The sequence below is a fragment of the Embleya sp. AB8 genome, assembly GCF_049739465.1.
Taxonomy (GTDB): Bacteria; Actinomycetota; Actinomycetes; order Streptomycetales; family Streptomycetaceae; genus Embleya.
On record NZ_JBMHHY010000022.1, the window covers coordinates 61,280 to 78,976 of the forward strand.

The 17,697-nt window shown below is 69.4% G+C and carries 22 protein-coding genes; 14 read left to right on the forward strand and 8 right to left on the reverse strand.

Annotation, left to right across the window (positions count from 1 at the left end; genetic code table 11):
* The first annotated feature begins 18 nt into the window (after nt 1-18).
* Nucleotides 19-348: a hypothetical protein gene (locus ABIA38_RS30110; RefSeq protein ID WP_424642020.1), complete on the forward strand. Its 330-nt coding sequence runs from the start codon at nt 19-21 to the stop codon at nt 346-348.
* A 266-nt stretch (nt 349-614) separates the two neighbouring features.
* On the forward strand, nt 615-2,132 hold the full coding sequence (locus tag ABIA38_RS30115; protein WP_424642021.1) for a hypothetical protein: 1,518 nt from the start codon (nt 615-617) through the stop codon (nt 2,130-2,132).
* Between the two features lie 136 nt (nt 2,133-2,268).
* Here ABIA38_RS30115 and ABIA38_RS30120 read toward each other — a convergent pair whose 3' ends face one another.
* The 5 genes from ABIA38_RS30120 to ABIA38_RS30140 form a co-directional block, all read right to left on the reverse strand.
* Nucleotides 2,269-2,658 carry a signal peptidase I gene (locus ABIA38_RS30120; protein ID WP_424642022.1) on the reverse strand — a complete coding sequence of 130 codons (390 nt, stop codon included), beginning with the start codon at nt 2,656-2,658 and terminating at the stop codon, nt 2,269-2,271.
* Between the two features lie 155 nt (nt 2,659-2,813).
* Nucleotides 2,814-3,317: an AAA family ATPase gene (locus tag ABIA38_RS30125; protein ID WP_424642023.1), complete on the reverse strand. Its 504-nt coding sequence runs from the start codon at nt 3,315-3,317 to the stop codon at nt 2,814-2,816.
* Nucleotides 3,318-3,860: 543 nt separating this feature from the next.
* Nucleotides 3,861-4,076 carry a hypothetical protein gene (locus ABIA38_RS30130; RefSeq protein WP_424642024.1) on the reverse strand — a complete coding sequence of 72 codons (216 nt, stop codon included), beginning with the start codon at nt 4,074-4,076 and terminating at the stop codon, nt 3,861-3,863.
* Nucleotides 4,073-4,867 (reverse strand): phosphotransferase, encoded by a 795-nt coding sequence (locus ABIA38_RS30135; protein ID WP_424642025.1) that lies wholly within the window; start codon nt 4,865-4,867, stop codon nt 4,073-4,075. Before ABIA38_RS30135 ends, ABIA38_RS30130 begins: the two co-directional genes overlap by 4 nt.
* Nucleotides 4,864-5,097, reverse strand: a complete 234-nt coding sequence (locus ABIA38_RS30140; protein WP_424642026.1) for a hypothetical protein — start codon at nt 5,095-5,097, stop codon at nt 4,864-4,866. Before ABIA38_RS30140 ends, ABIA38_RS30135 begins: the two co-directional genes overlap by 4 nt.
* Nucleotides 5,098-5,681: 584 nt before the next feature.
* Here ABIA38_RS30140 and ABIA38_RS30145 point away from each other — a divergent pair.
* The 6 genes from ABIA38_RS30145 to ABIA38_RS30170 all read left to right on the forward strand — a co-directional run bounded on the left by ABIA38_RS30145 (nt 5,682) and on the right by ABIA38_RS30170 (nt 10,281).
* Complete coding sequence (locus ABIA38_RS30145; RefSeq protein WP_424642027.1) at nt 5,682-6,485, forward strand: helix-turn-helix domain-containing protein; 804 nt, start codon at nt 5,682-5,684, stop codon at nt 6,483-6,485.
* Nucleotides 6,403-6,798, forward strand: coding sequence for a DUF397 domain-containing protein (locus ABIA38_RS30150; RefSeq protein WP_424642028.1), 396 nt, complete (start codon nt 6,403-6,405; stop codon nt 6,796-6,798). Before ABIA38_RS30145 ends, ABIA38_RS30150 begins: the two co-directional genes overlap by 83 nt.
* An 82-nt stretch (nt 6,799-6,880) precedes the next feature.
* Complete coding sequence (locus tag ABIA38_RS30155) at nt 6,881-7,048, forward strand: DUF397 domain-containing protein (protein WP_424642139.1); 168 nt, start codon at nt 6,881-6,883, stop codon at nt 7,046-7,048.
* An 821-nt stretch (nt 7,049-7,869) separates the two neighbouring features.
* Nucleotides 7,870-8,361 carry a hypothetical protein gene (locus tag ABIA38_RS30160; RefSeq protein ID WP_424642029.1) on the forward strand — a complete coding sequence of 164 codons (492 nt, stop codon included), beginning with the start codon at nt 7,870-7,872 and terminating at the stop codon, nt 8,359-8,361.
* Nucleotides 8,303-9,316, forward strand: coding sequence for a hypothetical protein (locus ABIA38_RS30165; protein WP_424642030.1), 1,014 nt, complete (start codon nt 8,303-8,305; stop codon nt 9,314-9,316). Before ABIA38_RS30160 ends, ABIA38_RS30165 begins: the two co-directional genes overlap by 59 nt.
* A gap of 458 nt (nt 9,317-9,774) precedes the next feature.
* On the forward strand, nt 9,775-10,281 hold the full coding sequence (locus tag ABIA38_RS30170) for a MaoC family dehydratase (RefSeq protein WP_424642031.1): 507 nt from the start codon (nt 9,775-9,777) through the stop codon (nt 10,279-10,281).
* 120 nt (nt 10,282-10,401) lie between these two features.
* Here ABIA38_RS30170 and ABIA38_RS30175 read toward each other — a convergent pair whose 3' ends face one another.
* Together ABIA38_RS30175 and ABIA38_RS30180 are read right to left on the reverse strand one after the other, a co-directional pair.
* Entirely contained in the window at nt 10,402-11,325 is a 924-nt protein-coding gene (locus tag ABIA38_RS30175) for a ribokinase (protein ID WP_424642032.1), read from the reverse strand.
* Nucleotides 11,322-11,723: an NUDIX hydrolase gene (locus ABIA38_RS30180; RefSeq protein WP_424642033.1), complete on the reverse strand. Its 402-nt coding sequence runs from the start codon at nt 11,721-11,723 to the stop codon at nt 11,322-11,324. The genes ABIA38_RS30175 and ABIA38_RS30180 overlap by 4 nt, the downstream gene beginning before the upstream one ends.
* A 215-nt stretch (nt 11,724-11,938) precedes the next feature.
* Between ABIA38_RS30180 and ABIA38_RS30185 the strand changes: the two genes are divergently transcribed.
* The 5 genes from ABIA38_RS30185 (at nt 11,939) to ABIA38_RS30205 (ending at nt 15,907) form a co-directional block, all read left to right on the forward strand.
* Complete coding sequence (locus tag ABIA38_RS30185) at nt 11,939-12,574, forward strand: DUF6758 family protein (RefSeq protein WP_424642034.1); 636 nt, start codon at nt 11,939-11,941, stop codon at nt 12,572-12,574.
* A 103-nt stretch (nt 12,575-12,677) separates the two neighbouring features.
* Nucleotides 12,678-13,526 (forward strand): PHP domain-containing protein, encoded by an 849-nt coding sequence (locus tag ABIA38_RS30190; RefSeq protein WP_424642035.1) that lies wholly within the window; start codon nt 12,678-12,680, stop codon nt 13,524-13,526.
* The gene (locus tag ABIA38_RS30195; RefSeq protein WP_424642036.1) at nt 13,523-14,137 is read left to right on the forward strand and encodes a MarC family protein; all 615 of its coding nucleotides are present in this window, start codon (nt 13,523-13,525) and stop codon (nt 14,135-14,137) included. The genes ABIA38_RS30190 and ABIA38_RS30195 overlap by 4 nt, the downstream gene beginning before the upstream one ends.
* A gap of 43 nt (nt 14,138-14,180) precedes the next feature.
* Complete coding sequence (locus tag ABIA38_RS30200) at nt 14,181-15,266, forward strand: S-(hydroxymethyl)mycothiol dehydrogenase (protein WP_424642037.1); 1,086 nt, start codon at nt 14,181-14,183, stop codon at nt 15,264-15,266.
* Entirely contained in the window at nt 15,266-15,907 is a 642-nt protein-coding gene (locus tag ABIA38_RS30205) for an MBL fold metallo-hydrolase (protein WP_424642038.1), read from the forward strand. Before ABIA38_RS30200 ends, ABIA38_RS30205 begins: the two co-directional genes overlap by 1 nt.
* A gap of 98 nt (nt 15,908-16,005) precedes the next feature.
* Here the strand turns inward: ABIA38_RS30205 and ABIA38_RS30210 are convergent, their stop codons facing one another.
* Nucleotides 16,006-16,170, reverse strand: coding sequence for a hypothetical protein (locus ABIA38_RS30210; protein ID WP_424642039.1), 165 nt, complete (start codon nt 16,168-16,170; stop codon nt 16,006-16,008).
* Nucleotides 16,171-16,486: 316 nt separating this feature from the next.
* On the opposite strand from ABIA38_RS30210, the gene ABIA38_RS30215 reads away from it, so the two are divergent.
* Nucleotides 16,487-17,557 (forward strand): NYN domain-containing protein, encoded by a 1,071-nt coding sequence (locus ABIA38_RS30215; RefSeq protein WP_424642040.1) that lies wholly within the window; start codon nt 16,487-16,489, stop codon nt 17,555-17,557.
* Nucleotides 17,558-17,697 lie beyond the last annotated feature (140 nt).

Sequence of the window (17,697 nt, forward strand, 5' to 3'; positions counted from 1 at the left end):
GTTGGGTAGCCGGACGCCATGGATCTACAGCAGGTGCTCTGGGCGATCACCGCACTGGGCGCGTTCGTCGCCTTCGCCGGCCTGACGATGTTGCTGCGCGGGCGGGGTCGGGAGCCGGGCATCGTGGCGATGGTGGTGATGATCGGCGCGCTGCTGTGCACCGGCGGCTTCCTGCTCAGCATTCCGCGCTACCGCGACACCTCGTTGATCGCGGGGGGCGCGGCGGCGGTCGGGGTCCTGGCCATGCTGGGGGCGATCAACCTGATGCCGGCGCACCGGGGGTCGGGGGCCGGTCGGGCATCGGGGGAGGGGCGGGTCGGGCCGGGTCGGGATCGTGGGGGGCGTTGAGGGGCGTAGCGGGGGTGTAGTGGGGGGCGGGTCGGGCAAGTCCCGGTCTTGATCGGCCTGTTGCGGTGGCGATCGGCCTGTTGCGGTAACGGCGGGCCTATAGCGGCGACGATCGGCCTATTGCGGTGACCCGATGACATCGCGCCATCGCCCACGGTCGCGGTGACCCGAATCCGCATAGGCGAGGGTCGGGTGCGCCGGCAGGATCGGTCGTGCCAAAAGCACCACCGATTACTACCGATGCACACATGACCCAGGAGGTCCGTGTGAAAGCGAAATCGGTGTCCACCCTCCTCGCCGCGACCGCCGCCGGCGTACTGGCCGTACCGGCGGCGGCAGTACCCCTCGACCCGTCCACAGCCGTCTCGACAGACGTCTCGGTGACGTGCGATCAGGCGCGGCTGAGCGAGGCAATCAGTACGGCCAACTCCCATCCCGGCAGCACCTTGACCCTGGCCGGGGGCTGCACGTACCGGCTCACCACCCCGCTGCCGGCGCTTACCGCCGCCACGACGATCAACGGCCGCGGCGCCATCCTCACCCGCGCCGCCGATGCCCCGGACTTCCGCATCCTGCGCGACGAGGGTGCGGCGGTGGCCCTCTCCGACCTGACCGTCACGGGCGGCCGAGCCGAACCCGGCGGCAACGGCGGCGGCATCCTGGCGACCGGCGCGCTGACCCTGACCCGGGTCGTGGTGGCGGGCAACACGGCGGGCGCGGGCGCACCGCGCGAGGCGGGCGGTTCCGGGGGCGGCATATACATCGGACCGGGCGGTGCACTGACCGCCACCGACGCCCGCATCGTCGGCAACACCGCCGGCGCCGGCGGAGCGCAGCCACAGTCGGGATATCCCGGTGGGGGCCCAGGCGGGGACGGCGGCGGCATCACCATCGACGCCGGCACGCTGACCCTGGTGCGCACCGCGGTCGGCGGCAACCGGGGCGGAGTAGGAGGACGAGGGGCGGACGCCATCGAGCCCGCCTACCACTCCGCCGGCCGGGGCGGGGCCGGCGGTGGCATCGCCGCGCGCGACGCCTCCCGGGTCACCGCCCGGCACAGCGTGATCTGCGGCAACGCCGGGGGGACCGGCGGCGCGGGCGGTGCGCTCAAGGGAGGCCTCTTCGGGTACGGCAGCGGGGGCGGCATCGGTGGCGAAGGCGGCGGACTCAAGCTGACGTCGGACACAGCGGTGCTTGAGGACACCACCGTGTGCTTCAACTTCTCCGGCGACGGCGGAGCAGGCGGCCCCGGCGACAAGTACCCGGGGTCCAAGGGGTCTGCCGGCGAAGGAGGCGGTATCGAAACCACTGCGAACCTGACCATCACCGGCGGCACAATCACCGGCAACGCCACCGGTCGCGACCCCGACAACGCCCCCGGGGCGGACGGTGGTGGAATCAGGACCGAACGCAGCGATCTGACGGTCACCGGTACGACAATCACCGGCAACCGGAGCACAGACGACGGGGGCGGCATTTTCTACCGAATCTACAAGCACTCGTACAACGGGTCGTTCAACGTCACCTCGGCCACGATCGCCGGCAATTTCGCCAGCAGCACGGGCGGTGGCGTTTCCGTTCACGGGTACTACAGGAAACAGATCCGGTCGGGGTCCTACCACGCCACCCTCACCACCAGCACCGTCATCGGCAATACCGCAGGCGAGGCATGTGGCGCCATCTCCCTCAACTACATCGGCGCTCATCTGACGCTGGACCGCGACACGGTCACGGGAAACCACCCGGACGACGGCTGCAACGAAGCGCCCGACACCGCCAATTGATCCAGCGGCCACTGCCGGTCCGCTCGCGTCGTGTTCGTGGCCTGGGGGCGCACCCACCGTCCGGCGCGCGGACCGGCAGAGGTGGGTGCGCCGGCCGCAGCCATCTACGAGTGGCCTCGACCCCACACATGAGCGGTCAACCCTGTGACTGTGCCGGATCCTGCTGTGCCACGGCATAGCCGGGTACGGATGGCCAGCGGACCGCCACCACCACCGACTCCTCCTCCGCGAACCAGGAGTGGTCGACTCCGCGGCCCCAGACGACGTAATCACCCTGCTGTTCCAGGAGAACACTGCGGCCCGGGAGTTCGATGCGGAAGCGACCGCTGACGAGCAGCAGAAAAGTCGTTCGCTCCTCGCCTCTCACCCATTCCCTTCGTTCGTCGCCACGCGGATGGACACCCCATTTGATCTCGACAGCTTCGCTGTGGCGGGGATCGTCGGCGTTCTTGAAGTGTCCGAGGAGCCATCCCCGGTCCAGTGCCGCATCCTTGCCCGCGCTGCCCACGTACACGTTCTCGTTCACGATCCGGAGGCTAGCGCCGCGCCCGGGCAGGTTCGTCGTTTTGGTGGTGGGAGCGATCCACCGCTTCAACGAGATCGGCCTGGCCCGCCTGGACCCCAAGGGGTCGGGTGTCCCCGGGGGCGGGCGTCCCCTCCCCGTCGAGCAGCTTCAGGTCGTCAAGTCGAGGGCTGTACGAAGACTTGCTCACCCTCTCCGTTCGGTTCCTCGAAGTTGGCCAGGTAGCGGTTGAGCAGCTTCGCGTCCACGGTGACGGAGTTGGCGCCCACCTCGCCGTTCCGTATCTCGAGGCGACGCTCCAACATCGTTCGATCGGCCCTGAGGTGGACCAATTCCCAGCGGCAGCCGTGGCTTTCGATCAACGCCTTGTAGTCGTCGCGGGCGGCGCGACTCCAGAAGCTGTAGTCCACCACTACGTCGCGCCCGGCAAGCATCAGCTTGACCAGTTCCTGCCGCTGCTCGCGGCGGACCTCCTCCTTGAGCCGATCGAACGCCTTCGCCTCCAGCACCAGGCCGGCATCGCGCCGTCCGAGTCGTTGCCAGACCACCTCGTCGATCGAGAGCCGCTTGAAACCGCTTCGCACCAGCCCCATCGCGTACGTGGTCTTGCCCGATCCCGGAAGACCACACATCAGCACCACCGTGCTCACCTGTTGCGTCATGGAGTCAGGCTAGCTGCGAAGACACGCCGTCCTCCGAGGTGAGAACGGCACCCGTCGGACGCGGTCGGCGACGGGTGCCGGGTACTCATCGCGCACGCCATCGCCCCCGCCGCAACACGCGCAACCACACCGACAACCCCCACAGTCGGTGCCGGCGGAAGCTCGGGCTCGGTGCAGGTGCAGGAGGCGGAGGCGGAGGCGTTTCGACGTCCGCCCCGTCGACCCACTCCCGAACGAGCAGGCTCAGTCGCTCGTCCTGGAAGCGGTCCACGGCCGACGCGCCTGGCGAAGCACCGCGCGTCCACCCGAATTGGTATGTCATCGCTGGTGGGTGTCCTTTCTGGTCTGAAGAGGGCGCGCGGGGATGGGTTCGCCGTCGAAGGTCGAGCCCCATCCCCGCGCGGCGCCCGTCACCGATACGGCCGGACGCGCCAACTCCCTTGCCGCGCATGGGGCGTCCTCATCGGTCGGCGTGACCGGCGACGCGCCTCAAGGCATCACCCCCGCCGCCCCCGCGACCAACACGGGTCGCAGTGGGTGGCTCTATCGGTCGCGCCGCACCGGCGGCGCTTCGACCAGGCCGAACGGAAACGACCGCCGCCGCCCGTCGCGGTCCTCCACCGTGACCGTGCCTCCCGGCACGTCCACATCCACTACGTGTCCCGACCCGATCTGGTCGCCGTCGGGGTGGAAGGTCCACACGAAGTCCCCCACATCACAGGGGACTTCCTCCTCCTCGTCGGGAATGCACCCGCTCATCGCCCCACCTCGCCGCATCGGACCGGGGCATCGGCCAGGTCGAGCCACCAGGTCGCCTCTCCCGCCGTATGCCCCACCACCGCCTCCGCCAACGCCCGCCGAGCCGAATGCGGGGTCCGCCGCCACTCGGGAAACCGCCACATCCACCGTCGCACCTCACCCAACTCGTGCCCCGCACCCACCAGATGCGACCCGAGGAAGGCGACCTCCGCCCACCGCGCCCCCACCGCCACCCGACCCCAATCCACCACGGACACCCACCCGTCCGCCCGACGGATCATGTTCGCCGACGTCAGATCCGTGTGCAGCAACCGATCCCCACACAACGGCCCGCCACGCCCCTGCGCAACGTGCTCCCGCAACCGCCCCACCAACGTCGGCAACCCCGCACCGCGCCCGGGCCGAATCCGCCCGATCCGATCCACGACACCCACCACCTGCGCCAGATCCTGCGACCCCAGACGCAACTGAACGGGCCGCCCCTCGACATGCTCGAACACGAGCACCCGCCACCCGTCCACGCACCCGTGCCCGAGCAACCGAGGCGACAAGACCCCGACCACCGCACTCGCCGCAACCTCACTGGTCTGCGCCCGAGCCGACAACGGCGCAGTGGCCTCCTCCGCCACCTTCACGAACACCGCATCCCCCGCCCCAGTGACCACCATCGCCGCGAACGAACTCGTATACGGACCCACCACCGGCACCACCGACCCGACCGAACCGACCACCGAGGCAACGAACTCCCGTACCCGAAGCGGAAGTTCCGACCACTCATAACGGAGGTTCATCCCGCCACCCGCACCGAAACACCCCGCTCGGCAAGCGACAGGCGCTCCACCCCGACGGGAAGCACCACCGCCTCCGACTCCCGCCCAAGGTGATCCACCCGCCACAACTGCCGTGCCAGCACGGCCGGTTCGGCCACCACGAAATGCCCGACCGCGCACAGGTACGGCGACTGCCCGGCCGATTCCGGCCGCACCACCGCAAGCGGCTCCGTCGCCGGAGGAAGCGCCACCACCGTTCCCTCCGGCAAATCCGCGTGCCCATTCACATGCCGAACCCGACAACCCGCAACAACCGGTGACCGACCGCCACCAGCCCGATACTCTTGGCTCTCCATCACTGCCTCACAGCGGTAGATGGACAGCGGCCGGGCTCACGCGTCCAATCGAGACGCCCGGCCGCTGCCGGATTGAAGAGGCGACGACAACAGTCGACGCCCGACCGGCGCATAGCGCCGGGATTCCCCTTGGACCTCAATTCAGCGGCAGATCAGGGGAGTTCATCGGACTGAGCCCGGCGGAGCCGCATAGACGGCTACGCGAGCACAAGTCGCGTCGTGGCGGATTCAATCCCTCGCGCAGCCCGGAATGACCGTCGCGAATCCAAGCGTCCGTGCGCTCGGGGAGTGGGCTAACCTCGGGCGGTTTCAGTGGAGTTGGAGACTTTCGGCCGTGGGAGTGACTCTCCATCCAGAGCATGGGTGAGCGTTACCTACAGCGACACCGTCGCCATTGGTAGTCACATTCTCACGTTGGCACGCAACACGTGTTCCGGCAATGTCGCATCATCAAGTGCATTCGGAAGGGGACGTCGCCCATGGAGCGCGTCATGAGTGCGGCCGGGATACTGCGGGAGTTGCGCCGCGAACGTGGCATGACCGTGGACGCCGCAGCGACCCAGGCGGGGTGGGCCAAGTCCACGCAGTCACGGCTGGAAACCGGCCTGATGACGATCTCGTGGGGCCACGTGGTGGCGCTTACCGGTCCACTGCAACTGACACCCATGATGCTCGCGCGGTTGGCGCGCCTAATCGGGGCGGAAAGCACCAGCGGACCGCACGCGTGGTGGACGCAGTACGAGTCCGTCCTGAGCACCCAGTACGAAGAGTTGATTCACCTCGAATCGCAAGTCGTGAGCGTGGTTGTCGGATCTACTCTGGTACCGGGCCTCGTGCAGGCTCCGGAGTACGCCCGCGAAACCATCATGAGATCGGCGTTCGTGCCCGACCCCGATGATGCCGAGGCTCTTCTGGCCGTACGCCTTCGGCGACAGGACGTCGTCACCATCGGACAGGCAGAACTCACTGTGACGTTGTCCGAGTCGGCACTGTGGAACGCCTTCTGCGGTCGGCTAGCCTTGCGCCAGCAACTGCGCCACCTGCTCGAACTCGGCGAACTGCCGAACGTAAGCCTGCGGATCGTGCCCTACACCGCGCGCTCGTTGCCGTTTCTGGGAGCGATCACAATCCTGAATCCACCAGCCCCTTCGACAGCCGTCACGTACGTGGAGTACGAGGCAGGCGCTCAGCTGACGAGGAATGAGCGCGTCGTCAAACGGTATCGGCGTGATCTCGCGTTCTATCGAGACACCGCAGCATCAGAAGGCGCTTCAAGCAGATGATCTCGCAGAGAGTGGACGCGTTGTGACCATTGTCGACCAGTACCCGTGGCGTAAGGCCACCGGCTCGCAGGCCCAGGAAGCGTGTGTAGAGGTGGCACCGCTTCCCACTGCGACCGGCATTCGGGACACCAAGGATCGAGCCGGGGGCCATCTCGAAGTCGGCCCCGCAGCGTGGACCGAACTGGTGCGCCAGGGGCCGCCACCCTCCTCGAATCCACCGCTCTGGGCACACCGACCGTCCACCTCGAATACCAGTCGGGCGCGCAACCAGGCAGCGACGAACGCTCGATTCAGCGGTACCGTCGGCACTTGAAGTCCTCTGAACAGCGCGCGCCGGCCGAACACGACACGCGTTCGTTGATCACGACGAGATTGGACAGCCTGTGAGCCTTGCGATGAACGCCTGGCGCAAGAGCACCCGATCCCACGCGAACCAGGATTGTGTCGAGGTGGCCCCCCTCCAAGCGGCCACCGGCATTCGGGACACCAAAGACCGAGCCCGCGGTCACCTCGAAGTCGGCTCCTCCTCGTGGACCGAACTCGTGCGCACGCTCAAGGGATGACAGCTCCGCGCGGAAATCCTGCAGGAGTTCGGGTCCGGATGACAGTTGGTCAGCAACGCCCGCGCACGAGCAGCCGCAGCGGCGGCACCCGCGGCACCGGCGGCAACTGCGTCGAGTCCGCAACTGCCTGAGGCAGGGCGCTCGTTCGCAACAGCAGGACACACGGCATCCGACCGGCTTTCGGCGCACCTCGTGTGGGTTCGGCGCGGCCCTGTCCGGATCATCACCGCATCCGGTAGGGGGATCGCCGGCTTTGGCCCGCTCGGCCGGACGGAGAACCGTGCCGGACTCGCGGCCCCGCAGGGCGAAGCGGCGCCGGGGTGGGCGCCGGGGTTTGACAATCTCGCAAGCGTTCGACGCGCGCACGGTTTCGACGTGTCCGGATGGTTCCGTGCCGGGCTCGGCCCGGACAGTACGGACGTACCGTGAGCGTGTCTCCGGCTTCGTTGTCTTGGCGGCCGAGGGCAGGCTCGCGCACGAGCGTTCGCCGCAGCAGTCCCGGGTCCGCGCCCTCGACGCCCTCCTGGAGCGCCGGCCCCCGCCCGAAGCACCCAAGCACCCAAGCACCCGATGTCCACGTCGGCCTGAGCCGGCGCCTCCGGCAGCCAAGGAGCGGACGGACTGCCTCGATGTCGCCAAGTTCGGGATGTCGGCGGGCTTCCGCGGCCCCAAGCGTGCGCCGCGTGATCGGTGTCCCGGTCGACCTCACCATGCCCTTCGCCGACGGTGGCCCGGCCGCTGGCGCACGCCTGAGCCGAATATGGCGCCATCCTGGCACTGATGTCTTGACATGGCGCCGAGATGGCGCCATGATTTGGCGCATGGACCTCACGCCATACACCGAAAGCCTTCGCCAAGAGCTTCTTGCGGTGGCCGGATCGGGCGAGGCGACGGTGCCGGCAGAGCGCCTGGCAGCGTCGGTCGCGTCCGCCACCCGGTTGACCCTGCTCGACGCCCTGTCGGCGGCTGCGGATGAGATCACCCGGGAGATGGCCACTGGTTCGGTTGAGGTTCGGCTGCGCGGTTGTGACCCGTTCTTCGTGGTCACACCGGGAGATGGGGAGACCGAAGGAGACGGGCCCGCACCGAATCCGGCGCTGACAGCGCCTGTGCTCACCGGCCGGGACGGCGCCATATCGAGGATCAACTTCCGGCCGCCGGAACAACTCAAGCAACGCATCGAAGCAGCGGCCGATCACGAGGGATTGTCGACCAACGCCTGGCTGGTCCGGGTGGTCGGCGCCGCGCTCGTCGGTGACCAGCGAAGACAGCGCGGGCGCGATGACGGGCAGTTCATCGGCTGGGTCGGCTGAGCCGCCCGCCAACCAGCGCTTCACATATTCGACGACACGTACGAGACGACACGTACGAGACGACGCGCGCTCGACGACACACGCTCGACCGGATGCACACAACAAAGGGAGATTTGTCATGCCTACTTTCGCCACGCCGAAGCCGATCAATGTCACGTTGGCCACGGCCGGCGCCCGGGTGCGGCTCGCCGCAAGCGAGCGGTCGGACACGGTGGTGCTGGTCGAGCCCCTCAACAGGACGAACAAGTCGGACGTGAAGGTGGCCGAGGGCACCAAGGTCGACTTCTCCTCCGGCGAACTGTCGATTCAGACGACCAAGGCGGGGGAAAAAAGCGGCTCCGTCGCCATTTCGATCGAGTTGCCGGCCGGATCCAGGCTGGTCCTGAACACGGCATGGACGGACGTACACGCCGACGGCCTGCTCGGCGACTGCGAGCTGAGCCTGTCCTCGGGGCAGATCCAACTCGACCGCATCGGCACGCTGCGGGGGCAGCTCGCCGGCGGTGACATCGCGATCGGGTACGTCGCCGGGACCGCCAACGTCGAAGGCGGCACGGCCGGGCTGCAGATCGGCGAGATCAGGGGCACCGTCAGCTACCAGGGCTCGACCGGCAAGATCCGGATCGGCCACGCCGGGTCCGACGTCGACGTCAGCAGCGCCGGCGGCAGCTTCGACGTCGATCGCGCCGATGGCAATGTCGTCGTCAAGACGGCCAACTGCCCCATCCGGATCGGCCGGATGACGCGCGGCCAGGCGGATCTGGTGAACGCCTCCGGCGGCATCGAGGTCGGCATCAGCGAGGGCACCGCCGCCTGGGTGGACGCCAAGAGCACGAAGGGGTCGGTGCGCAACCTCCTGACCGCGCAGGACAACTCCGACGCGTTCGAGAACAAGGTCAAGGTCCACGCCCGCACGCGGCTCGACGACATCGTCATCCGGCGCGCGGTCGGCTGAACCTCGACGCCGTGGCATCCGTCCGGAAGCATCGGCCGGTCCGAACGGGCCGACCGGCGCCCGGATCGAACCCTCGGGGCGGGCAAGGGCAATGTGCCCCTGCCCGCCCCGAGGGTTCATCGCCGCCGGAGCCGGGCCGGCCGGCCGCCCGCCCGGCTGGCCGCCCGCCCGCCCGGCCGACCGACCAACCAACCCGACCCGGCCCGGCCCGGCACCGGCGGTCGGTCCCAACGGCGACACCCCCTACGCGAACCCACCCGCCTCGTCCATGACCCACGTCACGAGGCGCCCCCTACTGCGTCCCGCCCCCGGCTCCCTATCCTCGAACCCATCCGCCGGCGCGCCCGTCGAGCCGTCGCCACCCGACCCCACCGGGGCGGGTACCCGACTCGGGCTCGACGACCGTCGGACGCGAACGTCCTGTTCGATGTTGTGGCACCAGGCGAGAGGGGACCGAGATGCAGTTCGGCCGCTACTACGAGGAGTTCGAGGTCGGTGCGATCTACAAGCACTGGCCGGGGAAGACCGTGACCGAGTACGACGACCACCTGTTCTGTCTGCTCACCATGAATCACCACCCGCTGCACATGGACGCCAACTACGCCGAGAACACCACCGATTTCGGGAAGAACGTGGTCGTCGGCAACTACATCTACTCGCTCCTGCTCGGCATGTCCGTGCCGGACGTCTCCGGCAAGGCGATCGCCAACCTGGAGATCGAGTCGTTGCGACACGTGGCACCCACGTTCCATGGCGACACCATCTACGGACAGACCCTGGTGCTGGACAAGTGGGAGTCGAAGTCCAAGGACGATCGTGGCGTCGTATACGTCGAGACCAAGGGCTACAAGCAGGACGGCACGCTCGTGTGCGTGTTCAAGCGCAAGGTCATGGTCCCGAAGCAGAGCTACGGCGAGCAGCGCGGCGGCGAACAACCGGGCCGCCCGGCGCTGATCGAGAGCTGACCAAGACCCGACCGAGAGCCGACCAAGACCCGACCGAGGGCCAACCGAGGGCCGACCGAGAGCCAACTGAGCCCGGGCGGGTCGTACCGGTGCGATGCGATCCGGTACGACCCGCCCGCGCTACGCCAGTTCGGCCGCCGTCGGGTACGACGACTGGGCGCCCGCCCGCCGCACCGCCGCCGCGCCCACCCGGACCGCGTACCGCGTGGCCGACACCAGGTCGTCCCCGGCGGCCAGACGCCAGGCCAACGCGCCGGTGAAGGCGTCGCCCGCGCCCGTGGTGTCCACGGCGGCCACCTTCGGCGCGGCCACGTGTACCGGTTCCGCGTCGCCCTCGGCGACCAACGCGCCGTCGCGGCCCAGGGTGAGCACGATCGAACGTGGGCGCGGGTCGAGCGTGCGCCACACCGCCAGCGCGTCGCGCGCGTTCGCGGCGCCCGTCGTTGCCTTCGCCTCGTGCTCGTTGAGTACCAGCGGGTCGCACGCGTCCAGCACCGACGCGGCCCGCAACACCTCCCTCGGCACGACCGGCGACAGGTTCAGCACCACCCGGGTGTCCGCCGCCCGGCACCGCCGAACCACCTCCCACACCGTGTCGAGCGGGATCTCCAACTGGAGCGAGACCACGGCGGCGGCCTCGATCGCCGGCACCAGGTCGGTCACCTCCACCGGCCCGAAGCGGCCGTTGGCCCCCGGAGCCACGGTGATCGTGTTCTCGCCCGCGTCGTCCACCGTGATCAACGCAACGCCCGTGGCGCCGGCCACCGTCCGGGTCACCTCGACGCGTACGCCCTCGCGGCGCAACGTCTCGATCAGCAGCCGGCCGTGCCCGTCGTCGCCGACCCGTCCGGCCAGCGCGACGTCCGCGCCGAGCCGGGCCGCCGCGACCGCCTGATTGGCGCCCTTGCCGCCCGGATGTACCACCAGATCGCCACCGAGTACGGTCTCGCCCGGCCGGGCGTGCGCGGCGACCCGCACCACCAGGTCGGCGTTGAGCGAGCCGACGACCAACAACCGTGCGCCGGATACCGAAGACCCGTTCACGCCACCCCCGGTACGTTCCACTCCAACAACGCGTCGAGCAACCCGTCGACCAGGTCGAGCCGACCCAGTTCGCCCGCCGCCACCCACCGCACCGCGTCCGCGTCGTCGCCCGCGCGCAGCGTCCCGCCATGCGGAGTGCACGCGTAGTCGCGGATCTCGAAGGTGCCGCCGCCGGGCGCGGGTCGGTGCACCGAGCCGACCAGCGGCCCGACGGTCACCTCCAGGCCGGTCTCCTCGAGCATCTCCCGGGCGAGTGCGACCGCGTCGGTCTCACCCGCCTCGACCCGCCCGCCGGGCAGCGACCACTGTCCCTCGCCCGGCATTTTCGCGCGTTGCACCACAAGCACGCGTCCCTCCGAATCAAGGACGATCGCGCCGACGCAGGGAATGAGCCGCATGCCTCCCGAGCTTAGCGCCGTACCCACGGGCGCTCGCCCCGCCGACCCACCTCCCGCCGACCCACCTCCCCGCAACCCCAGCCCCGTTGCCCAGGGCGCGCGCAGCGTGTGCGCACGGCGCGCTTGCGGCAGTCGTACGCCGGTCGGGCGTGTGAACGCATCGAAGGAGTGATCGTCCTTGACGCGAGGCCCCGCGCAGTGGACCGTCTTGTCCTATGAAGGGCGAGCCGAGCTGCCCCCGCTGCGGCGGCCGGGTCCGCGCTCCGGGTCTGTTCTCGGAGACGTGGGAGTGCGAGATCCATGGCGCCGTGCCCCCGCTCCAACCCGTGGTGCCGCCGAGCGTCGAGGCGTTGGACGCCGTGGTCCGCCGAGCGCGCGTACCGGTCTGGCTGCCCTGGCCGTTGCCGGTCGGTTGGCTCTACACCGGCGTCGCCCACGCGGGCGACGATCGTGGCGGCTCGCGTGCGGTCGCGGTCGCGTGTACCGGTCCCGCCCCGCTCGGCGGGCGCGGCGAACTGGTGTTGGTCGCCGAGGAGGTGGGTGTCGGACTCGGCGCCCGCTACGCGGGGTTGATCGGGCACGACCCGGGCGGCGAGTTCGTCAAGTCCGTGCCGACGAAGGTGATGGCGGCCGGCCGGCCGACCCCGCTGTGGTGCGTCACCGACGCGCCGGCCGACCGCGCGGTATACGCGGGCGAGGCGATGGGCCTGTGGTTGTGGGCCATCCTGTGGCCGGGCAAGGCCGGCCACCTGGTCTACGACGACGTCGTACTCACCGATCTGCGCGACGCCGGCGCCGAGTTGCAACTCCTCCCGTGCGGCGCGTTGTCCCCGCAATTGCTCGACTGCTGACCGAGCGGAGCCCCGAACCGCCGGCCGGGCTGCTCCACGGGGGCTTGAAGACACGCTTTAGGGTCGGGAGCGTCCATCGACCCTCCCGGCAGACGAGGTCCGCGTGCGCATCGACCTGCACACCCACAGCACCGCATCCGACGGCACCGACTCGCCCGCCGAACTGGTCCGTGCCGCGCGCGCGGTCGGTCTCGACGTGGTCGCGCTCACCGACCACGACACCACCGCGGGCTGGGCCGCCGCGGTCGAGGCGTTGCCCGCCGGGCTGACCCTGGTGCGCGGCGCGGAGATCTCGTGTGTGGCCGAGGGCGGGATCAGCCTGCACATGTTGGCCTACCTGTTCGACCCCGCCGAGCCCGAGTTCGCCCGCGCCCGCGAGCTGGTTCGTACCGACCGGGTCCGCCGGGCCGAGGCGATGGTCGAGCGCTGTCGCGAACTGGGCGCGCCGATCACCTGGGCCCGGGTGCGGGAGATCGCCGCCGGCGGCGCGGTGGGCCGCCCGCACGTGGCCACCGCACTGGTCGAGGCGGGCGTGGTCGCGGACGTGTCCGGCGCGTTCACCGCCGAGTGGCTCAAGGACGGCGGGCGGGCCTTCGTACCGAAGTACGAGATCCACGCCGTCGACGCGGTCCGGCTGATCACCGGCGCGGGCGGGGTAGCCGTCTTCGCCCACCCCGGCGCGACCAAGCGTGGCCGGACCGTCTCCGACGACACGATCGCCGAGCTGGCGGCGGCCGGTCTGGCCGGCGTCGAGGTGGACCACCTGGACCACGACGACGCGATGCGGGTCCACCTGCGTGGTCTCGCCAAAGAGCTGCGGCTGATCACCACCGGTTCGAGTGACTACCATGGCACCCGCAAAACGATCAATCTCGGAGAAATCACTACAGATCCTGAGTCGTACGGGGCGATCGCGGAACTGGCAACAGGAGCAAGACCCATCACCCCATGAACTGGTTCGACGTCACCATCTTCGGCTCGTCCTTCGTCACACTCTTCGTGATCATGGATCCGCCCGGCATCATCCCGCTGTACCTGAGCTTCACCGGTGGCCGACCGCAGGCCGTGCGCAAGCGCATGGCCTGGCAGGCGGCCACCGTCGCGTTCTGTGTGATCTCCGTCTTCGGTCTCTTCGGCCAGAAGATTCTCGACTACCTGCACGTCTCGATCCCGGCCCTGAAGGTCTCCGGCGGCCTGCTGCTGCTTCTGGTAGCGCTGTCCCTGCTGACCGGCAAGGCCGAGGAGCCGACCGAGAACAAGGAAGTCAACGTCGCGCTCGTCCCGCTCGGCACCCCGCTGCTGGCCGGCCCCGGCGCCATCGTGGCCGCGATCGTCAGCGTGCAGAAGGCGGACGGCGCCGGGCAGTACGTCGGCGTGTGGACCGCGATCGTGGCCATCCACGTGGTGCTGTGGCTGACCATGCGCTTCTCGCTCGGCATCATCAAGATCATCAAGGAGAGTGGCGTGGTGTTGGTCACCCGGCTCTCCGGCCTGCTGCTGTCCGCGATCGCGGTACAGCTGTGCGCGGACGGGATCCGGGGGTTCATCGAGGCGAAGCCATAAGGTGCCAAGCGCAACATCGACCGGTTGGGGAGAGGCGGAGGACATGAGCAAGTCGGTACGCGGCGTGGTCGCGCGGAGCAAGGGTGCCCCGGTCTCGATCGAGACCATCGTGGTGCCGGACCCGGGTCCGGGCGAGGCGCGGGTGCAGGTCCAGGCGTGCGGCGTGTGCCACACGGACCTGCACTACCGCGAGGGCGGCATCGGTGACGAGTATCCGTACCTGCTCGGCCACGAGGCCGCCGGCATCGTCGAATCGGTCGGCGCCGGGGTCACCGAGGTGGCCGTCGGCGACTTCGTGATCCTGAACTGGCGTGCGGTGTGCGGCGATTGCCGCGCGTGTCGGCGCGGCCGGCCGCAGTACTGCTTCGCGACGCACAACGCGAAGCAGAAGATGACGCTGGCGGACGGCACCGAACTGAGCCCGGCACTCGGCATCGGCGCGTTCGCCGAACTGACCCTGGTCGCCGCCGGACAGTGCACCAAGGTGGACCCGGAGGCCGACCCGGCCGCGGCCGGTCTGCTCGGCTGCGGCGTGATGGCCGGCCTCGGCGCGGCGGTGAACACCGGCAATGTCGGCCGCGGTGACACCGTCGCGGTGATCGGCTGCGGCGGCGTCGGCGACGCGGCGATCGCGGGCGCCCGACTCGCGGGCGCGGCGCGGATCATCGCGGTGGACCTGGACGAGCGGAAGCTGGAATGGGCCCGCCGGGCCGGCGCCACCCACACGGTGAACTCGACGGCGGGCGACCCGGTCGAGGCGATCCGCGAACTCACCGGCGGCTTCGGCGCCGACGTGGTGATCGACGCGGTCGGCCGGCCGGAGACCTACAAGCAGGCGTTCTACGCCCGCGACCTGGCCGGCACCGTGGTCCTGGTGGGTGTGCCCACCCCGCAGATGACCATCGAACTGCCCCTGCTCGACGTGTTCGGGCGCGGCGGCGCGCTCAAGTCGTCCTGGTACGGGGACTGTCTGCCGTCGCGCGACTTCCCGATGTTGATCGACCTCTACCGCCAGGGCCGCTTCGACCTGGACGCGTTCGTCAGCGAGCGGATCACGCTCGACGACGTCGAGGCCGCGTTCGAGAAGATGCACCACGGCGACGTGCTGCGCTCGGTGGTGATCCTGTGATGGGGGCCGGGACGGGGATCACCATCGACCGGGTGGTCACCTCGGGCGTCTTCTCGCTGGACGGCCAGGACTTCGACGTGGACAACAACGTGTGGCTGATCGGCGACGACCGCGAGGTGCTGGTCGTGGACGCCGCGCACGACGCGGCGGCGATCGCGGCCCGGATCGGTGACCGTACGGTGACCGCGATCGTGCTCACCCACGGCCACAACGATCACGTCAACGCCGCCGCCGAGTTGGCCGAGCTGACCGGTGCGCCGATCCATCTGCACCCGGGCGACCGGATGTTGTGGGACGCGGTGTACTCCGACCGCGCTCCGGACGCCGAACTGGCCGACGGCGCACGGTTCACCGTCGCCGGGATCGAACTGCGCGTCCTGCACACGCCAGGGCACGCGCCCGGCGCGGTGTGCCTGTACGCGCCGGAGCCGGCCGTGCTCTTCTCCGGCGACACGCTGTTCAAGGGTGGCCCCGGGGCCACCGGGCGCTCGTTCTCGTCGTTCCCGGTGATCCTCGATTCGATCAAGAGCCGCCTGCTCGCGCTGCCCGAGGGCACGCGCGTGCTCACCGGTCACGGCGACGAGACGACGATCGGCGCGGAGGCGGGCGACTACGACGCCTGGGTGGCCCGAGGCCACTGAGCAACTCCGGTCGCCGGCCCCGGACATGCCGAGGGCGCTCCCCCCAAAAAAACGGGGGAGCGCCCTCGGGTCATTCCGATCCAACCGATACAGCCTGTTCAGCCGGTTTCCGCCACCTTGACGGGGCGAATGTACAAACGCTCACCATAGGCTTCGGCCCGTTTCAGGGCCGCCTGCACGGTGTCGATGTCGACGGCGCAGTTGACCGGGTTGGTTCCGGTCTTTTCCTGGGCTCGGCTGAGGTTGGTGATTCGGTAACGCATACGCGTCTCCCTTCCCTCCGGTCCGAAGTCGCACGGGGACCCGACACACGATCACGCCCCCGTCTACAAGGATTGGGCGCCGGGATCCATTCGGATCGGACAGGACCCACAGGGGTCACAACCGGCACCGTCCTGAACAACAGCAGTCACACCGATAGCATTCCCATGACTGAAATGTTCCTTTCCCGACTTTCCCCGGCCGACACGTGACGCATGACGCGGCATCGTGCGGCGAGCGGCGAGGACGCGACGGCGACCGGCATAGGACAATGCGGTCTGAACACATCCGACATTCGCCACGGGAGGACGAGAGACTTTGCACGATCCGGGAGAGGACGACCTCCGGACGGGCGCGACGGCCGCATTCGGCGCCGTGGTGCACGAATCCGGCGAGGACCTCGGCGCCGAGCACGGTGGTCCGGCGGAGGACCACCCGGTCGCGGGCTTCGCGGACGCCCCCGGACCGCTGCCGGACCCGGCGGAGGCGTTCACCCGCCCGGCCGTACTGGTCCGGTCCGTCTCACCGCCCCTGCACTTCGGCACCCACGCGCTGTTCGTCGACGTCGGCTACGTCTACGCCGCGATGGGCCTGCTCGTGGCCGGCTCGGCCGAGCGCCGGGCCTTCCGGGTGGACGCGGAACAGTTGATCACCGGCCTGATCGACGAGGCGCGCCGGGTCTTTCCCGAGGGCCGGCTGTTGCGGGTCTACTGGTACGACGGCGCACGCGAGCGGGTGCACACCGTCGAACAGCGCCAGATCGCCGAACTCCCGGATGTCAAGGTACGGCTCGGCAACCTCAACGCGCACAACCAGCAAAAGGGCGTCGACTCGTTGATCCGCAGCGACCTCGAATCGCTCGCGCGCAACCACGCGATCGACGACGCGGTGGTGATCAGCGGTGACGAGGACCTGGTCTCGGCGGTCGAGGCGGCCCAGTCGTACGGCGTGCGGGTGCACCTGTGGGGCGTCGAGCCCGCGTATGGCACCAATCAGGCCGACCCGCTGGTGTGGGAGGCCGATGTCACCCGGATGTTGCACCGCGAGTTCTGCGAGACGTGCGTAACGCCGGTGATGTTGCCGCCGTCGCACGCCGGCGGGCTCGGCGTGCAGCCCGGCGGGCCGCCGACCGCCGATCAGGCGTGGCGGATCGGCCAGGAGATCGCCAAGCGCTGGCTGGTGGTGCGCGGGCGGGAGAACCTGGCCGACCTGATGCCGGGCCCGATGTTGCCGCAGGCGATCGACCGAGGGTTGCTCGTGGACGCGGAGAGCGTGCTGCAGTATTCGCTGCGCCCGCACGAGGAGCTGCGCCGCGCGCTGCGCAACGGCTTCTGGGACCGGCTCAACCAGGAGTTCGGGCTGTCCGGCACGGAGTCGATCGAGGGCTGAGCCGCGCTTGTTCCGGCTCTTCCGTTCTGCTGTGGTGCTGCTTGCCGACCAGATAGATGTAAGCTACATTAATTAGCGAAGCTAACAAGCACTGAGGTGCCGAGTACTGAAGTGATCAAGTAATCAAGTGATGAAGTTCG